Below are 19276 nucleotides of genomic sequence, written 5' to 3' on the forward strand. Positions count from 1 at the left end.
TCATGAAAAAAATACACAGTTTAATTCGCGAGGGAAAACTTGCTGATGCTTTATTATGCTGCGCTACCGAGTTGCAAGATGAGCCTTTAAATTTTGACATTAGAAGTATTTATTCTGAATTACTTTGCATTAATGGCGAGCTTGAAAAAGCAGACAAACAACTCGACTTTATGGTGCAAAAGAACCCAGAGTTTGCTGTAGGTGCAGTTAACCTTAGACATTTAATTCGTGCCCAGCAATCGCGCGTAGATTTTTATCAAGGTAAGGGGATTCCTAAACTTTTTCATGAAGCCAATGAGCTAGATACCTTGTTTTTAAAAATGCATGTTGCTTTGCTTGAAGGTGAAACATCTGAAGCAGCCAGTCTTGCACAACAAATGGAAGCGCTTCGCTTGGAGAGTGTTGAAGACGAGCAATCAGCAATTCGAGATTTAGATGATAGCTTAAGTCCTTATTTAGAAGTGCTAGGCACGAATGGCGAGTTTTACCTGGCTAACTTTAATGAAATTGAAACATTAAAAGTAGAACCTGTAACGTCATTATTAGAGGGTATTTGGTTACGCGTTGAAATTACTATTAAAGACGGTCCATCGGGTACCGCTCACTTGCCACTAGTTTACGCAAACTCAAATACAGATCTAGAAAAGCTAGGCCAGGTATCTGATTGGGAAGAACTTCAAGACGAATTTATTATAGGTAAAGGAATGAAAATGTTGTTTGTCAACGATGAAGCCATCACTGTTCCAAACCTTAAAATAAACGTCCTAGAAACAGCTGAGTAAGCATAGTAAATAATTATGATAGAGCATAAGCAGCAGCTTCAAGCATCCATTTTAGATAGGCTCATTGACGATGAGCCAGACTTTCAGGATGCCCCATCTCGTACTGAGGGGATCAGCATTAGTGAGCTGAGAAAAAATGTGCGCAGAGACATAGAAGCGCTGCTAAATGCGCGAATTCAATGGCACACGTGGCCAGCACAATATGCAGAGTTAGCAACATCCTGCTTATCGTATGGTTTACCTGACTTTTCGAGTATGTCGGTGAGCTCTCACGAAGGGCGGGCACTGCTATGTGAAACCGTTAGAAATACAATTTTGAAATTTGAGCCTCGGTTCATTGAAGTTGAGGTATTTACTGACGATGAAGTACCCGTAAATAGAGTATTAAACTTGCGAATAAACGCTTTACTATATGCAGATCCAGAGCCTGAGTTTATTAGCTTTGACTCTGAAGTTGAGCCTGTGAACTTAGGGATGAAGATTATAGAGGCTTCTTTATGAACGATGAGTTATTAAAATATTACAATCGTGAATTGGCGTTTGTTCGTCATATGGGTAAAGACTTCTCTGAAAAATACCCTAAAGTTGCAGGGCGATTAAAGCTAAGCGATGATCATATTGAAGACCCTCATGTATCTAGATTAATTGAATCGTTCGCATTTTTAACGGCTAATATTAGGCAAAAGTTAGATGATAGCTTTCCTGAGCTTACTGATGCTTTATTAGGGCAAATGTTACCTGACTATCAAGCGCCTATTCCTTCAATGTCGGTGGTTAAATTAGAGGCTGAAAACCTCTCAACCACGGGAGTAGTCATTCCAAGAGCGAGTGAAGTTGAAACCAATGTTGAGTCAATGAAGCAATGTAAGTTTCAAACCTGTTATGAAACTTACTTATGGCCTGTTGAAATTACCAGTGCGCAATTTGATAACAGTCCTTTTGTGGCACCAAAACCACGTTGGCATGAGAAAGCAAAGTCAATTTTCAAACTTGAGCTAACCGGTGAATACCCGGGTGTATCACTGGCTGAAACTGGGCTGGAAAAATTACGATTATTTATAAATGGCCAATGGCATCATACGCTTAAAGTGTATGAATTATTGTTTAAGCACGCTATTGGCATTGCTTTTGATAATGGTGATGAGGGAATAAAGTACCTTTCTAAAACTCAACTTAAAGCGGTTGGCTTTGATGCAAATGAAGCGGTTGTACCGTATTCGCAGCGATCAAGTGCCGGCTATCGCTTACTCGTCGAAAATTTTACCTTTCCTGAAAAGTTTCGTTTTTTTGAACTTGAAAATATTCACTCATCGTTGCCTAAAAATTCTAATAAATGCACAGTGTATATTTATCTTGATGCTGAATCTTCAGAGCTTGAAAAGCAAGTAGACAAAGACATGTTCTTGATGGGGTGTACGCCCATAATTAATATGTTTGAACAAGAATTAGAACCTATTCGCCCTGAGCTGAGCGAATACGAATACCAGTTAACGCCGCGTTATATGGACTCTGAGATTTCAGAAGTAATTGGTATTTCAGAAGTAATTGCCTTTGACCATAAGGGAAATAAACAAATAGTTTGTCCGTTTTATGGACAAACCCATCCACGATACCAAGGCCATGATGATTTGTTTTGGCATATCCGCAGAGAAACTGCCTCATGGGCAGGGGGTTATGTTGAGTCAGGCACCGAATCGTTTCTATCATTGGTCGATGCACGATTTGAAAATAGCGCTATGGATTATGCTGAAGGGAACACGGTCCTAACCGTACGTGCTAATTGCAGTAATCGAAACCTCCCTGCAAGCATGCCTTTTGGAGACGATGAGCTAGGCTTATTGATGCCAGAACGCGGCGATGTAATTAAAAAAATTAGGTGTTTAATTCCATTTACTCATGCCGTTAGACCAATATTAGCCGATGCAACTCGTTGGCAATTAGTTAATCATTTAACGCTCGACGCGTTTAGTGGAGATGATGCATGTAATAAGCTTAAAGAAGTGCTACGCCTTTATGACTTTAGAGCATCTCCGCAAACAAAAGGCCTTATTGATAATATTTACCGTGTGGTTGTAGAACCCGCAACGGCTCGTGTTGTGCAAAAAGGGCGAGTAAGCTTTGCAACGGGAAGTGAAATTGAAATTACCTTCGCCAATGATGACTTTTCAGGTAGTGGCATGTTTTTCTTTGCTTCTATCCTCGATCATTTCTTTGCGCAATTTGCAGCAATTAATAGCTTTACTCGCGTTAGTTTAAGGCTAAAAGAACAAGAGCAAGTGTATTACCAATGGCCTGCGCGAGTTGGGGAAAGCCCGTTAATATGATCCAACATATTATTTCTCAAGCGTCACAAGTTGACTTTTATAAAGCAGTTTTCATTATTGAAAACCAGCTGAAAAAGCATGGCTTGGAGTATCGCTATGTAGGGTATGACAGTAGTCCAAAGCAAGAGTTAATTAAGTTTACCGCAACTCAAAAATTTGGTTACCCAGGTAACGCTATCACAAAATTAGAACAAGCAAGCTTTGAAGATGGCTTACATAAAGTCAACATGCAGATCTCTTTTATGGGATTAACGGGTTGTTCGGGCGCTTTGCCTCAATTTTATAGCGAACTGGTGATGCAACGTCTTCGCTATAAAGATACAACCATGCGCGACTTTTACGACATGTTTAATCACCGTTTGGTGTCTTTATATTATCGAGCGTGGAAAAAATATAAACCGTCTTTAAATCATATAAATAAAGATAAAAACAAAGACCCATACACGCAAATATTAGGGCTTTTAAGCGGCGGTTATGATGAACATCAGTTGCACTTTTCAGGCCTTTATAGCCGAAAAATTCGTAATGCTTTTGATTTAAAAAGTGTACTGAGCTCATATCTTGGCTGTGATGTTGTCATTAAACAAATGATAGGTAAGTGGCACGATTTGAAGCCACAAGAGCAAACATGTCTAGCAAGTGAACGCCTTTATGAGGGACAACATGCCCGCTTAGGTGTTGATACGGTAATTGGTAAAAAGATATGGGATATTTCTTCTAATATCGAGATCCATATCAGTACCCGCGATTTTGATAAAGCAAAATCCTTGTTACCTAAAGGCAAGTTATTTGAATTAGCTAAAAAAATTGTCAAAGACTATGCCGGCAATGCTATTTCATTTCGACTTGTTATTGAGTCAGATTTTCAACAACTTGATGCGGTGCAGCTGTCAAAAAGTGAATGCCAACTAGGCGCAAATAGCTTTTTAATGGCGAGTAAAAACACCCCTAAATTTAACCCTACTAAGTTATCGTTTAAAGGATAATTAAAATTAAAAGGAACAGTGTATGTCAACGATGACATTAAACAAATTAGTTGAGAAACTAAGCCCAGATTGTAGAAAGAGCTTAGAAGCAGCGGTCGCAATTTGTAATAGCCGCAGCCATTTTACGGTTGAATTAGAGCATTGGCTGTTAGCTATGATTGAGCAGCAACTAGACGATGTTAGACTCATATTCGGTGCTTTCGATATTGATATTGATCAGGTAAAGCAAGATTTAAATCAATCATTAGAGTCATTTAAAACGGGCAGTGATTCGTCGCCTAGTCTGTCGGTACATGTTACTACTTTACTTAGACAATCATGGTTAAGCACCAGTATAGAATTTACCGATGAGCAAATTCGCAGTGCTTACGTTATTTATACGCTTACAAAAGACGATACCTTGTCTAGTTTAGTAACGCGTTGTAGCAAGCTTTTCAATAATATAGAACCTGGACAACTACTACATGCATGGCCTGAAATTGTTGCCCAATCGCAAGAACGTAATACTACCACTGCAAGTGCTACAACACCTGCAAATGGTTCATCTAAAACACCAAGCTTAGATCAATTTACCGTAGATTTAACCGCTCAAGCAAAAGCGGGAAAAATAGACCCAATTTTAGGCCGTGATTTCGAAATACGTCAGATGGTAGATATTTTAACCAGACGTCGTCAAAACAATCCAATCTTAACCGGTGAAGCGGGTGTAGGTAAAACCGCTGTGGTTGAAGGACTTGCCCTAAGGATTGCTCAAAAAGACGTACCTGCAGTGTTACAAAACGTTAAGTTGCACAGCCTAGATTTGGCTTTGCTGCAAGCAGGTGCGGGAATGAAAGGTGAATTTGAAAATCGTTTGAAGTCACTAATTAATGAAGTGAAAAACGCTGTTGATCCTGTGATTCTTTTCATAGATGAAGCTCACACTATGATTGGTAGTGGCGGACAAGCGGGTCAAAATGATGCTGCCAACTTACTTAAGCCTGCTCTAGCAAGAGGGGAGTTACGTACTATTGCAGCAACAACGTGGGCTGAATATAAAAAGTTTTTTGAAAAAGATGCTGCACTAACACGTCGCTTCCAAGTGGTTAAAGTTGAAGAGCCAACACCAGAAAAAGCGGTTGCTATGTTGCGTGGTTTAGTTCCTGTGATGGAAAAACATCATAAAGTGTTTATTTCAGAGCAAGCACTTGAAAGTGCAGTGCATCTATCGCACAGATACATTACTGCCAGACAACTACCCGATAAAGCCGTTGCATTGTTAGATACGGCATGTGCTCGTGTTGCTATGAGTCAAGCATCGACACCTAATGCGATTGAGCAGTTAATTAACAGGCTTAGTGAAATTGAAGCGCAAGTTTTAATGCTAAATCGTGAGCAAAAAACCGGTTTAGATCACAGCGAACAATTATCAGCACTTAAATCTGAATTAGTTGAGATTGAACAGCAACTGGAACCATTAAATGAGCAGTTCAATGTTGAGAAGGATATAGTTACCGAGTTAAACCAAGCGCTAGAATCGATTAACACCAACGATGCAGACTCTTCTGCTGAAGTACTTGAGCAGTTAAAAGAAAGCAAGCTTAAGCTAGCCTCGTACGAACATAATATGGTGCATTGGCAAGTTGATGAAGAGTTGATTGCACAGGTTATTTCTGATTGGACTGGTATTCCTGTTGGTAAAATGCATGAAGATGAAATTCATGGCATTTTAAATTTAGCTGAGCAAATGAAACAGCGCGTAGTTGGCCAAGATCATGCACTTGAACTTATGGCTAAAGTGGTACAAACCTCCCGTGCGCAGCTAGCAGACGAAAGTCGCCCTAATGGTATATTTATGCTGGCAGGACCAAGCGGTGTTGGTAAAACAGAGACCGCACTTTCACTAGCACAAGAAGTGTATGGCAGTGAAGATAACGTAACAGTTATTAACATGTCTGAGTTTAAAGAAGAGCATAAAGTGTCATTACTACTTGGCTCACCTCCAGGTTATGTTGGTTATGGCGAAGGCGGTATTTTAACCGAAGCAGTAAGAAGAAAACCATACAGTGTAGTGCTACTTGATGAAATGGAAAAAGCCCATCCAGGCGTGCAAGATATTTTCTATCAAGTATTCGATAAAGGCACCATAAAAGACGGTGAAGGCCGAGACATCGACTTTAAAAACACCATCATTATTATGACCTCAAATGTGGGTACTGATACCACAATGAGCTTATTTGAAGATGAAGAAAGTAAGCCGAGTATTAAAGGTTTATTAAAAGCATTACAAGATGATTTATTAGGCGCATTTAAACCCGCATTTTTAGGGCGCATTAATGTCATTCCTTACATTCCGTTAAGTGATGAAATTCTGACCCAAATTGCAGCGCTGCAAATTAGTAAAATAATTAAGCGTGTTAAAAAGCATTATGATGCGCAATTAACGTATAACGATGACGTGATTGAGCACATTATTGCTAATTGTCAAAATGCTGGTTCGGGTGCAAGAAATATTCACACCATATTACAGAATAAAGTACTACCACTATTGTCTGAAATTTTGCTTTCGAGCATGGTTGATGGTGAAAAAGTGACATCTATCTCATTGTTAATTAAGGATAATGAGTTTGATATTGAGCTAACTAAAGTTAATTTAAAATAACCTGTTTTTATGGTTGTTTCTTTAGTTTTAGAGCATTATAATTCGTGTGTCTTATATAGAAACATGGAATTTTTGAGACATTGTCTTCATCTAGGGAAAGGAATTCTGAAGACCTTTTCATTGCTGTTTTAGAGATAATGATTTCAAGGAATTTTGGGTAACCAAAGTAAACGAATCCACATAATGGATAATATTGTTTAATAAAAAGGAGCATTATCAAATGCAAGCAAATACATATTTAAAATACGGTTCAATCAAAGGCGAAACTACTGCCGAGTCTTTCAAAGATTTAATTACAGTTTTATCTTTAGATTGGAACGTTAGCCGTGAGATTAGTGCAGCGACTGGTACAGCAATGGACCGTGAATCTAGCTCTACTCGTCTAGGCGATGTGACTATTACTAAACTTCAAGATAAAGCATCTCCGGATCTTTTCAAAGAAGCAACTATTGGTAAAGGTCTACCTGCTATTTTCCATATCACTAAACAAGGTGATAAAGTTGAAGAAATCATGAAAATCGAACTTACAGATGCCATGATCTCTAGCTACTCAGTATCAGTTCAAAACGACCGTCCAATTGAAACAATCACTATCAGCTACACTGAAATGATGATGACTGTTACACCAACTGACGATCAAAACAACATCACTGCACCACTAGTATATGGTTACAGCGGTGTTAAAGGTCAACAAATGTAATATTTGTTATCCGATTGTAGCTCTGGGCTTATGCTCAGAGCTTTTTTTGATCTTCAGGATGGGAAAAGCAAGGAATGCAAAAAGCAACACAAGATAAAAACGTAATTCAAATTAGTACCCCTGTTGGTAAAGACGCCCTTTATTTAACACGCTTCGTTGCACAAGAAGCCATGTCAGATTTGTTTGTTATGTCGGCCAATATGTACACCATAGGCCAACAAATCGCACATGAAGATCTGGTTGGCAAACCGGTATCGATAAAGGTAAAAAATGCCGAGGGTGGGGGAGAGCGTTATTATCACGGTATTGTGAGCCAGCTTGTTTCTAACGGCAGCCGCACTGCGGACGTTGACGAACAAAAAAATTACATTGATTATCAAGCTACCATTGTGCCTTTTGCCGCTTCTATGCGTAATCGCAAAAACAGTCGCATTTTCCAAAAGAAAACAATAAAAGATATATTTGCTGATTTGTTTGGCCAACACAATGTGGCTTTTTCAGACAAAACCAGTAAAACCTACCCCAAATACGAATACTGTGTGCAGTATCAAGAGTCAGATTTTGACTTTATCCAACGCTTATTACAAAGTGAAGGTATTTTTTACTTCTTTGAGCATACAAAAAGCAACCATACATTAGTTTTGGCAGATGATATCACTGCCTATGAAACATGTGGTGAGGCTAAAGTTGTTCATTCAACTGGCCATTTAAGCGAATCTCATGTTTCGCGTTGGCAAGGCGGATTAAGCTTAGCGCCAGGCAGCTTTAAGCGTTTAGGCTACGATTTTAAACAGCCGTCGCGTTACCCTGATGCAGAGCAAGCAAATGCCGAGTTACCCACGCAATCGGTATCAGAAATTTTTGAATATACAGCAGAAGCAGAGTGTCATCCTCGCGCGGCTAATTTGGCATCTGTACAATTAGAGTCACTACAAAGAGACATGAAGCTCTCAAGCGGGCGCAGTGACTGCCGCTCATTTTCTGTTGGTAAACTGTTTAGTTTCAAAAAACATGAAGACCCACGCCTTGAAGGTAAAACCTTTGCTATTACCTCGATGATGACATCGATTGTAGTACCAAACCAATCAGGCGCTGCACAAGCATCAAGTGAAGAAGTGTATTCTAACCACTTTGAATGTGTGCCAAAAGACATTCCATACAGAGCGCAAGTGAGCAAAAAGAAACCGGTTATCAATGGTGTACAAACAGCCATAGTAACGGGTGATAGCGCCGATGAAATTATGATTGACCAATATGGCCGCGTAAAGGTGCAATTTGATTGGGATCGTGAAGGTAAAAAAGATTCTAAAAGTTCATGTTGGATCCGAGTTGCACAAAACTGGGCCGGCAAAAAGTGGGGCGCATTTTTCTTCCCTCGCGTAGGACAAGAAGTTCTGGTTGATTTTATTAATGGCGACCCAGATCAACCTATTATAAGTGGTGCTGTTTATAACGCAGACTTAATGCCTCCGTACGCTTTACCGGGCGAAAAAACGCAAAGCGGTATTAAAACTCGCTCAACTAAAGAAGGTGGAGCAGATAATTTCAATGAGCTGCGCTTTGAGGATAAAAAAGGCAGCGAGCTTGTGTATATGCAAGCCGAAAAAGATAAACAGCTTTACGTTAAAAACGATCAAAACGAAAAAATAGATAACGATCGTAATGTTGAAATTCTTAATAACGACAATCTTAACGTTACAAAAAACCGTATTGCCGAAATGGGTGAAAACGACACCTTAAAAGTAGGTAAAACACTTAATATTGAAGCGGGTGACGAAATAGTGATTAAAACAGGCTCGGCGCAAATTAAAATGAGCAGTAGTGGCAATATCACTATAGAAGGAACAAACATTGATATTAAAGGCAGTAATGTAAAAGTAGATGGCAGTGCCATTACCTTATCTGCTGGTGTAATTAAGTTAAATTAATGATGGAAATAGTCAATAACTTTCAATCAGGATTTAGAAACGGCATTGCAAATAACGGGCACGTTGTTTACTGCCGTTATGGTTTACCGCATTTAGTGTGTTTACCAATAAATAGGCCAGATGATCCATTATTAAGTCCTGCTTTAAGTCATTTAAAAGCTATGAATGGCTATTATGCACAGCAGTTTTTTATTCATTTAAGTGATTCACTTAATAGTGAAAATGTAATTTCAAATTTATATCAATATGCAACTCAAAGCACAGTGGCACTTGCTGATCACAGTAAAGATGAGCTAATTGAAGAAATTTCGCTATTAGTAACGACTAACAAGCTACTAATTATTCCACTGTATGAATAGTCTTTCATAAACAAGCAAAGATACGACAAGGAGTCAAAATGGGTAAACCCGCTGCTACAATTGGTCATATGCATGTATGCCCTAAAGTGACCGCTAAAGTGCCACATGTGGGTGGACCTATAGTTGCCGGCTCTGGCAATGTGTTAATAGGTGGCATGCCCGCGGCGCGTAAAGGCGACATGATAGTGTGTATTGGCCCGCCAGATAGCGTAAAAACAGGCTCGGGGAGCGTTAAAATTAATGGCAAACCCGCGGCCAGAATGGGCGATGATAGTGGCCACGGCGGAAAAATCGTTGTGGGCAATCCAACAGTTTTAATTGGTGGTTAACTTTGCTAGCGACCTATTTAAGTGATCATCAAGCACAATTACTACAAATTAGTAACGCTCAATTGTGCCCGTTTACGTGTGTAGGTCATGTTCGCTATTTAAGAAAAACCCTATTAGAAAGCTGCTGGGTAACCGCAAAAAACAATAATCAAAAAAATAATTTTGAATTGCCCACCACTGAGCAACTAGTCGAAATAATAACTAACACTAAAAACGATGAATTAGTTGCCCAAGCATGTATTGAAGTCATGGCAAACTTGCCACAAAATAAAAATATTATATTTATAAATGAATTGCTTAATCAGCCAGCGCTGAGTGCTTTTTTTAAAATCATTATAAATAAAGTGGTTATTCAACAGCATAGCTTTAATTTAATTCGGCTATTAAATTTAAACACCTTGTTTTTTGCTTACAGTGCTGATGATGAAATTCCCCCGCAAACCCTGGTCACTATAAATCAAATTACCAGCCTTGCGCAGCACCACGAGCCACAGATATTAACGGCTATTTTTGATGCATTAAGTGAGCAAGCCCATTTATCACCCTTAATGTCGTTATTTTTGTTGTCATTAAATTTTGAGCAAGTAAACAGCTTAAGCAATCATGCCAGTAATACCTTATCGGTTGATCAAACATTGCATATTTTATTACAAAGCGGTTTTGTAAAACTGATTGTTTTAGCTAATTCTTTGCTACCACAGGTAGAGCAACCCGCGTTAATTATTGCGCTAATAAGGCGCATGTTAGGTGATAAACTCGATCAGCTAGTTGAGTACGATATTCAACGACTTGCTTGGCAAGGCGATGAAAGCGCGTTAATAAATTTTCAGCAGCAGTTAAAACATAACTGGCCTAAATATGAAACCGCCATGTCGAGTTTACGATTGATTGCAGGACAGCCTCTTGATGAAGTGCCTAATGCCATTTATTTATCAGCCATGGATAGCTATAGCCAAGGGGTGTTTAACTTATATCGCTATTATCAACACCTCGCTGCCAATAAAGCTCAGGACGAGGTGGCATCATGAGTGCATTTTCAATAGAGATGGTATGCTTTTCTGCCCCAAATATTAGCAGCGTAGATGCATTATTATTTGACGATAACAGTGCTGTTTTTAATGAACTGCAATGGCAGTCTTGGGATGCCTGTGTTTACGATTGCATAATTGAATCTAAAGAATTAATGGCAGAAGTCACAGACAGCACATTGCCGATGATTTGGTTACTTCCAGCGTTATCATTTCAAGATGAGCTAAAACAGTTATTAACTCAGAGCTTACAACAGTTATACCCCGATCATAGCAACGAGCTGATTTTTCATGGATCAACAGGTGCACACTCTGCTATAGCTTTGGCCGGTGAAAAAAAATGGCAAAAATTTAATGTAATTGCTTTAGATGCAACTTTTAAAGCAAATAAACAGCAGCAGTTTGTATATCAAGGTGTAGGTGGTGCGTTGGCTGTAGTTGAAATGGTGCCTTGCGGGTGGTCGCAGGTAAGCCATGAAATTGCAGCATCTATTGATTTTAGCAAACATAATCAGCTTGCAGGTATGCTTACGCGATTAGCTGAACAAACAGAGAATAAGATAGATCTAATTTTTGCACCAGGAAATGGGGTAGACGATGATAGTTGGCTAAACAATTTACAGCTACTTACTAGCTTAATTGATGAGCACACATATTACGAACTACCCAATTATAAATTAGGGAAAATAGGCGCACTAGAAGGGTTGGTTAATTTGTACCAATTAACTACAAGCCCTGCAATTGTTGAGCATTTTAGTTATGCATTAATGCTTTCACAGGAGCAAGCTAAGCATCAAGGTGCAGCATCATACTTATGGATAAGTGAGGAAGTACACAGCTAATGCAAAGTAATACCGTTGTTTTACAGGGAATAAGTTACCCAATTTGCCTCGTCGCAGGTAAAGGTTCTGCGCCGTCGGGCTTTGTTGCTGTAGCAGCTAACACGCCGGAAAGTGCCAAAAATCAAATTGCACAAGTCGGCAGTGCGCTTACAAGCGATGCAGCTAAACGTTTAGACGTTATTAATTTGCTTAACCTTGCAGGAGTAAGCTGTTCGCGCGGTGCGTCAGCCCGTGAAACCGCGAGTGTATTAACCCAAGCTTTGGTTGCAGATAAAATTAGTTGTTATCACCAAAAAGCTAAGTCGGCCATTCAGGTAAGTGATAACACCAATAGCGGCGCAGCAGGTAAAAAGCCAAGTAGTAAGAGCAGTTCAACAGCCTCAGGTAAAAGTGCCTCTCAAGCGCCGGCTAAAAATAGTGGCGGTGCAAGTAATAATACTCCCAGTGAAGAACCTATCACCCAACAAGAGTGTCGCTCTGATCCAGTTTCTATGCTTTCGGGTGAAGAAATACTGCCGCTTATTGATTTCACCCTGGCAGGCAGTAAACAATTAATTTGGCGACGCCTATACCGCTCATCGCATTCAGATGTGTGTAATGTGATGGGTAATGGTTGGCGACATGACTTCATGGTGCAGCTAACTGAGCACTATTTACCGCCACCTAAAGTAGGTCCAAAACAAAAGGGTACCTATTGGTTAGAATACCAAGATGAGCATGGCGCTAAACACCGCTTTGAAAAAGTAAAACCGGGGCAATCGAGCTATCAGTTAAGTAGTAATTTGGCGTTGCATTACCAAACTAATGGTAAGCAAGTATTGGTAACCCCAGATGATCAGCATCTTACGTTTAAAGCCGGCGAGAACTCATGGTTGCTCGAAAAAGTTATTAATGAAAAAGGCCAAAGTATTGGTTTTTATTACGATGCTAAAGAGCGCTTGCATCGCGTTGAGGTAAATAAAGCGCGTGGCTGTATTTTAAAATATAACCCGCAAGGATTGCTGGCAAACATTTCAGCTTATCGTACAGGTGATAACAACAAGCCAGTATTACTTACGCCGTTACTTGCGCAATATGATTATGATGAAAACAAAAACCTCGTTCGCGCGACCAATCAGCAAGGTGAAACAGAGCATTATGGCTATAACGCCGCTAACTTATTAACTAAGCGTACTCGTGCCAGTGGTTTTAGCCATCATTTTGAATGGGACAGTTACTCATCAAGTGCTAAATGTATAAAACAATGGGGCGATAACAACACCTATACATATCAGTTTGAATATAATTTAAACGCTGGTGAAACAACCTGTATAGACTCGCGTGGGCATAAAGAACACTTTGTACATAACGCGCAAGGTAAGTTAGTTAAGCACACCGATCCAAATGGTAATGTGTGGCAATACCGCTATAACGCACAAGGTCAAAAAGTTACTGAAATAAAACCTGATAGCAGTGAAATAAAATACAGTTATACCCCTTACGGCCAGTTAGAATCAATAACGCAGCCAGATGGCAGTGTCACTAAATTTGCTTACAACCAATTGGGTCAGCGTGTATTAACCACCTTGCCTGATGGTCAAACAATAACACGTAAATACAGCGTAGCGGGTTTACTGCAAAGTGAAACCTTTGGCGACGGTCGCACCGTACTTTACAGCTATGACAAATTTGGCCAGCTAACCCAACACATAAATAAAGATGGTCAAGTCACTAAATTTGTATGGAACGAGCAAGGCGAGCTTTTAGCCAAACACCATAACGATGAGCTTATTCGTTATAGCTACGACAGTTTAGGCCGTGTAAATGCCACCATTAATAACGCAGGTTTGCTGACTCAATATAAATACAATGAGCACGGCCAGCTTGCGCAAACTATTGCCTTTGACGAAAAAGACCCCGAGAACAAACAGCATCAACATTTTAGTTACGATGATGCAGGGCGGTTAATTAGCTCGCAAAACAGTAAGGGTGATACCACCGAGCAACACTTTGAAGGGCTAAGCCAGCCACATTGTGTTATTCAGCCCGATGGCAGTGCACTGCATTTAACTTACGATAAAGAGCGCAACCTAACCGCTATTGAGCGCAGCGACGGCCATGTATACCGCATAAGCTATGACGCTAACGAAAACCCAACTCAAGTAACTGGGTTTGACGGTACGCTACAGCAATATAAATACGATGCTTGCAACCGCTTAACCTCGGTTACACAAAGTGATAAACGCCATGTGAAAATAGAGCGTGATAAATTAGGCCGCGTGATTGCGCAGCATGCAAGTTTGGCAACCGATACTCACATCGTTAATAACGCCAATTACTACAGCTATAACCTGCAAGGTAAAATTACCCGTGCGCATAATGCACAATCAACCTTAAAGCAGCAGTTTGATAAAGGCGGGCGGTTACTGCATGCTGAGCAAGTACATAATCAGCAACAAGCGCACACCTTAAAATACAGTTACGACGACTACGGCAGAAGGCAATCACTGACTTTGCCAGATTCAAGCAAACTGAATTACAGTTATAATAAATTTGGTCAATTGAGTGGCATTCACTTACAGCAAGCCAATAGCACGGCTGTTGAACTTGCAGTGCTTAGCTATGACAGTCAAGGTAATATTCAAACGCAAAAATTTGGTAATGATGTAACCCTTACTCAACAATTTGATGTATTTAACCGCTTAACACAGCAGCAGTTAACCCATCCTGCGCAAGCACTATTTGATACCTGTACGTACAATTACGACAGCGTAAACCAACTTATTGCGCGTAAAGAGCAAGGCGTTAGCAGCCACAATATTAATTTTGAGTACAACAGCCTTGGTCAGTTAATTCAGCAAAACCTAGTAAGTTCTGAGGTTGATGCAACCACGCAATACCAGTGGGATAGCTTTGGTAACCCAGTTAGCCAGTCAAAAATTCAAAATAACGAATTAGCCGAACAGCAAGCTACTCAGCACAATGATGATAGCGATGCTAGTGACGCCAGTAATAAGATTGAAAGCAGTCAGTCAGCTAACATAAATAATGTGCTTCCCAGTGAGTATAGTGACTCAAAGTCAGCAACGCTTGCTAGTGAGCTAAGTGATAATGATGATGTTATTACAGGCATAACTGATGCCGACCGCCTAACTCACTTTGGCGACAGCGACTTTCATTATGATGAATTTGGTAACCAAATACGCGAAACCGGTAAAGGCATAAAAACCCGCCGTGAATATAACGCATTCAATCAATTAAGTTGCTTTAACAACAACGGCACGCTTACTCAATACGACTACGACCCACTCGGGCGCCGTATCGCCAAGCACACCGAGCAGGGCAAAATTGACTACATTTGGGATAACGACCAGTTAATTGGCGAATACCAACAGGGTGAATATACCTGGTATATCAACCTGCCAAACCAATTTCATCCAGTCGCATTGATTAAACAAGGCGAGGTGTACTATTACCACCTAGACCAACTTAATACCCCACGTTTTGTAACCAATAATAAAGCAGAAGTAGTATGGGAAAACCAAGCCAATGTGTATGGCTATGAAGAGCTTGAAGCCGAAGCTGACTTTAGTAAAGAAAATAGCTTTACTCAGCCAATCCGTTTTCAAGGGCAGTATTTAGATGAAGAGAGTGGCTTACATTATAACCGCTACCGTTATTACAGCCCCAAACAACAGCGCTTTATAAACCAAGACCCGATTGGTTTAGTGGGTGGGATAAACCACTATCAATATGCACCGAATCCCGTTAATTGGGTGGATCCGTTTGGGTTGACATGTAAAGACGGTCAGAAGAAAAATGTATTTGCAGGACACGGTTCGATAGATGTTACTAAGCCTGCGACTGTTCCAATGGGAGCCAGCTTAACAGTTTACTCATGGGATGGTGCAACTATTACTGATGATCTGGGCAGCAAAATTGAAGATGGTACTGTTTCAAATGGTGTTTTCAAAAAAGTATACACTGAAGGCGATGTAATCCCAGGGTATATGCTGCATCCAAATTGTGGAAGTTTAAATATTTCATCTAATTCAATTCAGGTTTCTGAAAGCAAGCACATATCTGAGCTGTTAGCTGAGAATATGGGGGAATACCATTGGGCTGCTTGTACTTACATTGATGGGCATGAAAATTCGAATATTATTCATGATGAAGAAGGCATATTTAAAGAAGAGTCAGGACAGTACTCGCAGTTGAAGGGTGATAAATGGGAGGCGTTAACTGAAGAAGGCGACGCAGAGAAAAGGAACTTTAATGAGCGTTCAGGTACAGAAAGCATAAGTGAATTAGAGCGTACTAATATTGATATGAATATGAAGGCATCAGAAGCGGTTGTTAATATAACTGCTCCTATAGACTTTGATGGACATATTTTAAATGCTGAAATTAAGCGTAAAGGGTCAAGAATTCAAGTTGTAGGTGGGCATTCAGTTTGTAATGGAAGTATTCGAGTAGTATCAGGAACTAAGTCAGTCCCAAATGAACATGGTGTATATAAAGCAAAAATAGAAGTACTTGACCCTTCTAATGAAGGTCAATATCTAGCTAAAACAAATGGTGGAGGTGTATCTACAATGTTTCCAGATTCATGGACTGCTGATAGAATCAAAGTAGAAGTTGATATTGCTTATAAAAATAAAGTTATTGATGGCGAAATGTGGACAGGAACAACGCCCAGCGGAATTAAAGTAAAAGGGTGGTTAGAACCAAAAACTACTGTTTATCCATTATATTAAGGTTTAATTATGAAAATAAGTTTTTCTTGGAAAAGAGATGTTGATTCTATTTATCCAGTTTGCTCTTCAATTACAGAGAATAACGATGGTAAAAGTATCCTATCTAGTCTTCTCATGGATGATGGCGGATTACCATACAATGATACTATTGATTGGGTTGAGGAAGGTATAAAAAGATTAAATTCTGTTTTAACTAGTGAATGTGCCTCTTTTTACTGGGATCGCGAAAGGTGGGGAGCTGAATTTACAATTGAGAACGCACAAATTTATTCTTTACTTGATGATAGCTACTTTCAAGTTTTAACTACGCAACAGCTGAAAAACGCCCTTCTCGAATGGAAGTTATTTTTAGAATCGACCCCAAATATAGAAAATATAATTGAAGTAGACTTGTAATTTTGAGATTTAGTAATTGAAATAATGAGGAAATATTTTATCTTTCTTAGAGGAACTATTGCATTTATAGAGAAGATAATTTTTCAAATGAAAAGAAAGTATTCTATTTATTTGATTACTTATTTATGAGTTTTATTCAAAATTGGACTGGTGAAATAATATCGTTTTTAAATTTTGAAAAGAGGTATGGAATATGATTTCACGTAAAACTAATGATGTTTGGGTAAATTTAGATTTAATGAGTAATGAGTTTAAATCAAATATAGAGAAAGAAGTTTTTTTGGAATGGTTTTTGGATGCTCTAGATAAGGCAGAGGTAATTAATAAAAGACGCCATATAGCAATTTGTCCTATATGTAATGAAAAAAACTTTTTATTACATGAGGAAAATAAAGTTTTATCCAAATATGAGTACAGAATCCCCAATGGAGAAATAAATTTAATTGTAGACTCATCTATTTTACATTTGGTTTCAGTGCATTGCTTAGTACCTGACTCTTCAGTGATTTCTGCTCTAGAAAACCTGGATTGTAAGTTACCGAAAAGCTAATTATTTATTATGATGTATATAAATACGACCCACTTAACACTTCAAGACGTTGCTTCATTTACGCTAAAAAACAACCCCAGCACGCAGTTTAAAGAAAAATGGGGTGATGAGTATGTTAGTCGTGCAATGTCACTATGGCGTGAAGTTAAGGAGTGTTATTCAAAAGGTGAAGAATGTAACTTCTCTGCACAAGAGCTTTTATTTGCAATGAGCTATGAATATGCAGTTGCTCCTTACAGCTCTGAGAATAATAACGCTATTGAATTTTATAGATGGTGTTTTGAAAATTTAGAGCAAAAACAAGGATAGGTAATGAATAAAATAAACACGGATGTAAATTACAGAACAATGGCGGGCAATGCGCGTTTAGTTATGTTAGGCGAATCGAGCCATAGTGCTGCTGGCTATAAATATGAGGCTATAAAAGCGATTAGGCAGTTAAAGGCTGCGGGTTTTACACATTTTGCTATAGAAATGCTGCCTAGCTCGATGCAGGAAAAAATTGAACTGTATCAACGAACAGGTAAAGGCTTTAACATAATACAGCAATATTTTGATAAATATTGGACACATGGTGATTTTACTCCTCAAGCCTATGGTGAGCTGGTAAAGGCGGCACGCAATGCAGGAATGAGGATAGTTGCATTGGATGTTTCTGTAGAAACGATGGAAGTAATGGATAGTGTATGCCCATCGAAAAAAGCCGTGACTGGGGAATGTTTTGATGCGCATACGTTTAGAAACGATCTTTGGGCTTACAATTTAGCTACAATCCTCAAGAGATCTAAGCAGAATAAAATTGTTGCTTTTATGAGTCGATGGCACGCAGTTAAGAATTTAAAGTATCAAATAGGTATTGATTCTTTAATTAAAGAGCACGGTATTCAAAATGTTCGTTTTATTGATTTTATTGGTGGCTTATCTTGTTACAGCGACAGGCCATGTAAGGGGATGTCTAGCCAACAAGAGACTTTGAAAGGACAATACTTCTACAAAGAGGGCTTTCCGTATGAAAGTACGGTTAAGTCATTTCAAGTTCATCTACCAGAAAAGCGTATTAATAATGATGGATCATTCCAATGGTAAAAGTACTAGTTACACTTGCGTTAGCAATTAGTTTTTTTACTTCTATGGATACTAAAGCATCCATGTTTCCGAATATAGATATTAATGATCCGAACTTAACCGTTGAAATTGCAGCTAAGCAATGCGAAAAAAGCTATATGCATGCACCTAACAAATTAGAAGAATGGTGTGAAAAAGCTTACGAAATTGGTCACTTGGAGTCCTTGTATTATATTGGTATGTATACTGGGGATGGTTCTCGTTATTTAGATGAATTAAATATTCGAATTGAACAAGGTGAAGCTAATGCTATTAATACATTAGCTTGGTTATACCAAAGCGGCCGTTTAGTTAAAAAAGATTTAAGTGAAGCTTTACGCTTATATAAGCTTTATCTAGAACAAGAAAATAACCAAGCAATTACACTTAAAACTTCTACACATTTTGAGTTAGCCACAATTTATAGAAAGCTGGGTATGTGGGATGAAGTAATAACTCATACTCAATATGTAATTGATAATGCAAAAAGAGAAGGTCGTAGGGAGCTTGCACAGAGATGGCGAGATGAGGCCGAAACATCTTTGAAAGAAAGTTATTTGTGAGTTTTTTA

17 protein-coding genes are annotated in these 19276 nt (G+C 39.1%); all 17 read left to right on the forward strand.

Annotation, left to right across the window (positions count from 1 at the left end; translation table 11 throughout):
• The first annotated feature begins 2 nt into the window (after positions 1 to 2).
• Positions 3 to 782 (forward strand): type VI secretion system accessory protein TagJ, encoded by a 780-nt coding sequence (locus ACZ5WS_RS18655; RefSeq protein ID WP_054201391.1) that lies wholly within the window; start codon positions 3 to 5, stop codon positions 780 to 782.
• A gap of 15 nt (positions 783 to 797) precedes the next feature.
• Entirely contained in the window at positions 798 to 1283 is a 486-nt protein-coding gene (gene tssE, locus ACZ5WS_RS18660; protein WP_010389371.1) for a type VI secretion system baseplate subunit TssE, read from the forward strand.
• Complete coding sequence (gene tssF, locus ACZ5WS_RS18665) at positions 1280 to 3106, forward strand: type VI secretion system baseplate subunit TssF (RefSeq protein WP_054201390.1); 1827 nt, start codon at positions 1280 to 1282, stop codon at positions 3104 to 3106. Before tssE ends, tssF begins: the two co-directional genes overlap by 4 nt.
• Positions 3103 to 4092: a type VI secretion system baseplate subunit TssG gene (gene tssG / locus ACZ5WS_RS18670; protein ID WP_054201389.1), complete on the forward strand. Its 990-nt coding sequence runs from the start codon at positions 3103 to 3105 to the stop codon at positions 4090 to 4092. The genes tssF and tssG overlap by 4 nt, the downstream gene beginning before the upstream one ends.
• A gap of 22 nt (positions 4093 to 4114) precedes the next feature.
• A complete protein-coding gene (tssH, locus tag ACZ5WS_RS18675) occupies positions 4115 to 6733 on the forward strand; it encodes a type VI secretion system ATPase TssH (protein WP_138569866.1) in 2619 nt (872 codons plus the stop codon).
• 220 nt (positions 6734 to 6953) lie between these two features.
• A complete protein-coding gene (locus ACZ5WS_RS18680) occupies positions 6954 to 7433 on the forward strand; it encodes an Hcp family type VI secretion system effector (RefSeq protein ID WP_138605861.1) in 480 nt (159 codons plus the stop codon).
• Between the two features lie 74 nt (positions 7434 to 7507).
• Complete coding sequence (gene tssI, locus ACZ5WS_RS18685) at positions 7508 to 9361, forward strand: type VI secretion system tip protein TssI/VgrG (RefSeq protein ID WP_138605863.1); 1854 nt, start codon at positions 7508 to 7510, stop codon at positions 9359 to 9361.
• Positions 9361 to 9720, forward strand: coding sequence for a hypothetical protein (locus ACZ5WS_RS18690; protein WP_138605866.1), 360 nt, complete (start codon positions 9361 to 9363; stop codon positions 9718 to 9720). Before tssI ends, ACZ5WS_RS18690 begins: the two co-directional genes overlap by 1 nt.
• 38 nt (positions 9721 to 9758) lie before the next feature.
• Positions 9759 to 10049 carry a PAAR domain-containing protein gene (locus ACZ5WS_RS18695; protein ID WP_010389361.1) on the forward strand — a complete coding sequence of 97 codons (291 nt, stop codon included), beginning with the start codon at positions 9759 to 9761 and terminating at the stop codon, positions 10047 to 10049.
• A gap of 2 nt (positions 10050 to 10051) precedes the next feature.
• Positions 10052 to 11077 carry a hypothetical protein gene (locus ACZ5WS_RS18700; RefSeq protein ID WP_464711809.1) on the forward strand — a complete coding sequence of 342 codons (1026 nt, stop codon included), beginning with the start codon at positions 10052 to 10054 and terminating at the stop codon, positions 11075 to 11077.
• On the forward strand, positions 11074 to 11919 hold the full coding sequence (locus tag ACZ5WS_RS18705) for a hypothetical protein (protein ID WP_464711810.1): 846 nt from the start codon (positions 11074 to 11076) through the stop codon (positions 11917 to 11919). The genes ACZ5WS_RS18700 and ACZ5WS_RS18705 overlap by 4 nt, the downstream gene beginning before the upstream one ends.
• Entirely contained in the window at positions 11919 to 16655 is a 4737-nt protein-coding gene (locus ACZ5WS_RS18710; RefSeq protein ID WP_464711811.1) for an RHS repeat-associated core domain-containing protein, read from the forward strand. Before ACZ5WS_RS18705 ends, ACZ5WS_RS18710 begins: the two co-directional genes overlap by 1 nt.
• A 9-nt stretch (positions 16656 to 16664) precedes the next feature.
• On the forward strand, positions 16665 to 17051 hold the full coding sequence (locus ACZ5WS_RS18715) for a hypothetical protein (protein ID WP_464711813.1): 387 nt from the start codon (positions 16665 to 16667) through the stop codon (positions 17049 to 17051).
• 193 nt (positions 17052 to 17244) lie between these two features.
• A complete protein-coding gene (locus tag ACZ5WS_RS18720) occupies positions 17245 to 17601 on the forward strand; it encodes a hypothetical protein (RefSeq protein ID WP_464711815.1) in 357 nt (118 codons plus the stop codon).
• A gap of 9 nt (positions 17602 to 17610) precedes the next feature.
• On the forward strand, positions 17611 to 17910 hold the full coding sequence (locus tag ACZ5WS_RS18725) for a hypothetical protein (RefSeq protein WP_464711816.1): 300 nt from the start codon (positions 17611 to 17613) through the stop codon (positions 17908 to 17910).
• Between the two features lie 3 nt (positions 17911 to 17913).
• Positions 17914 to 18687, forward strand: a complete 774-nt coding sequence (locus tag ACZ5WS_RS18730; protein WP_464711818.1) for a ChaN family lipoprotein — start codon at positions 17914 to 17916, stop codon at positions 18685 to 18687.
• Positions 18681 to 19268, forward strand: coding sequence for an SEL1-like repeat protein (locus ACZ5WS_RS18735; RefSeq protein ID WP_464711820.1), 588 nt, complete (start codon positions 18681 to 18683; stop codon positions 19266 to 19268). Before ACZ5WS_RS18730 ends, ACZ5WS_RS18735 begins: the two co-directional genes overlap by 7 nt.
• Positions 19269 to 19276 lie beyond the last annotated feature (8 nt).

This window comes from Pseudoalteromonas sp. 11L1 (genome assembly GCF_055397545.1).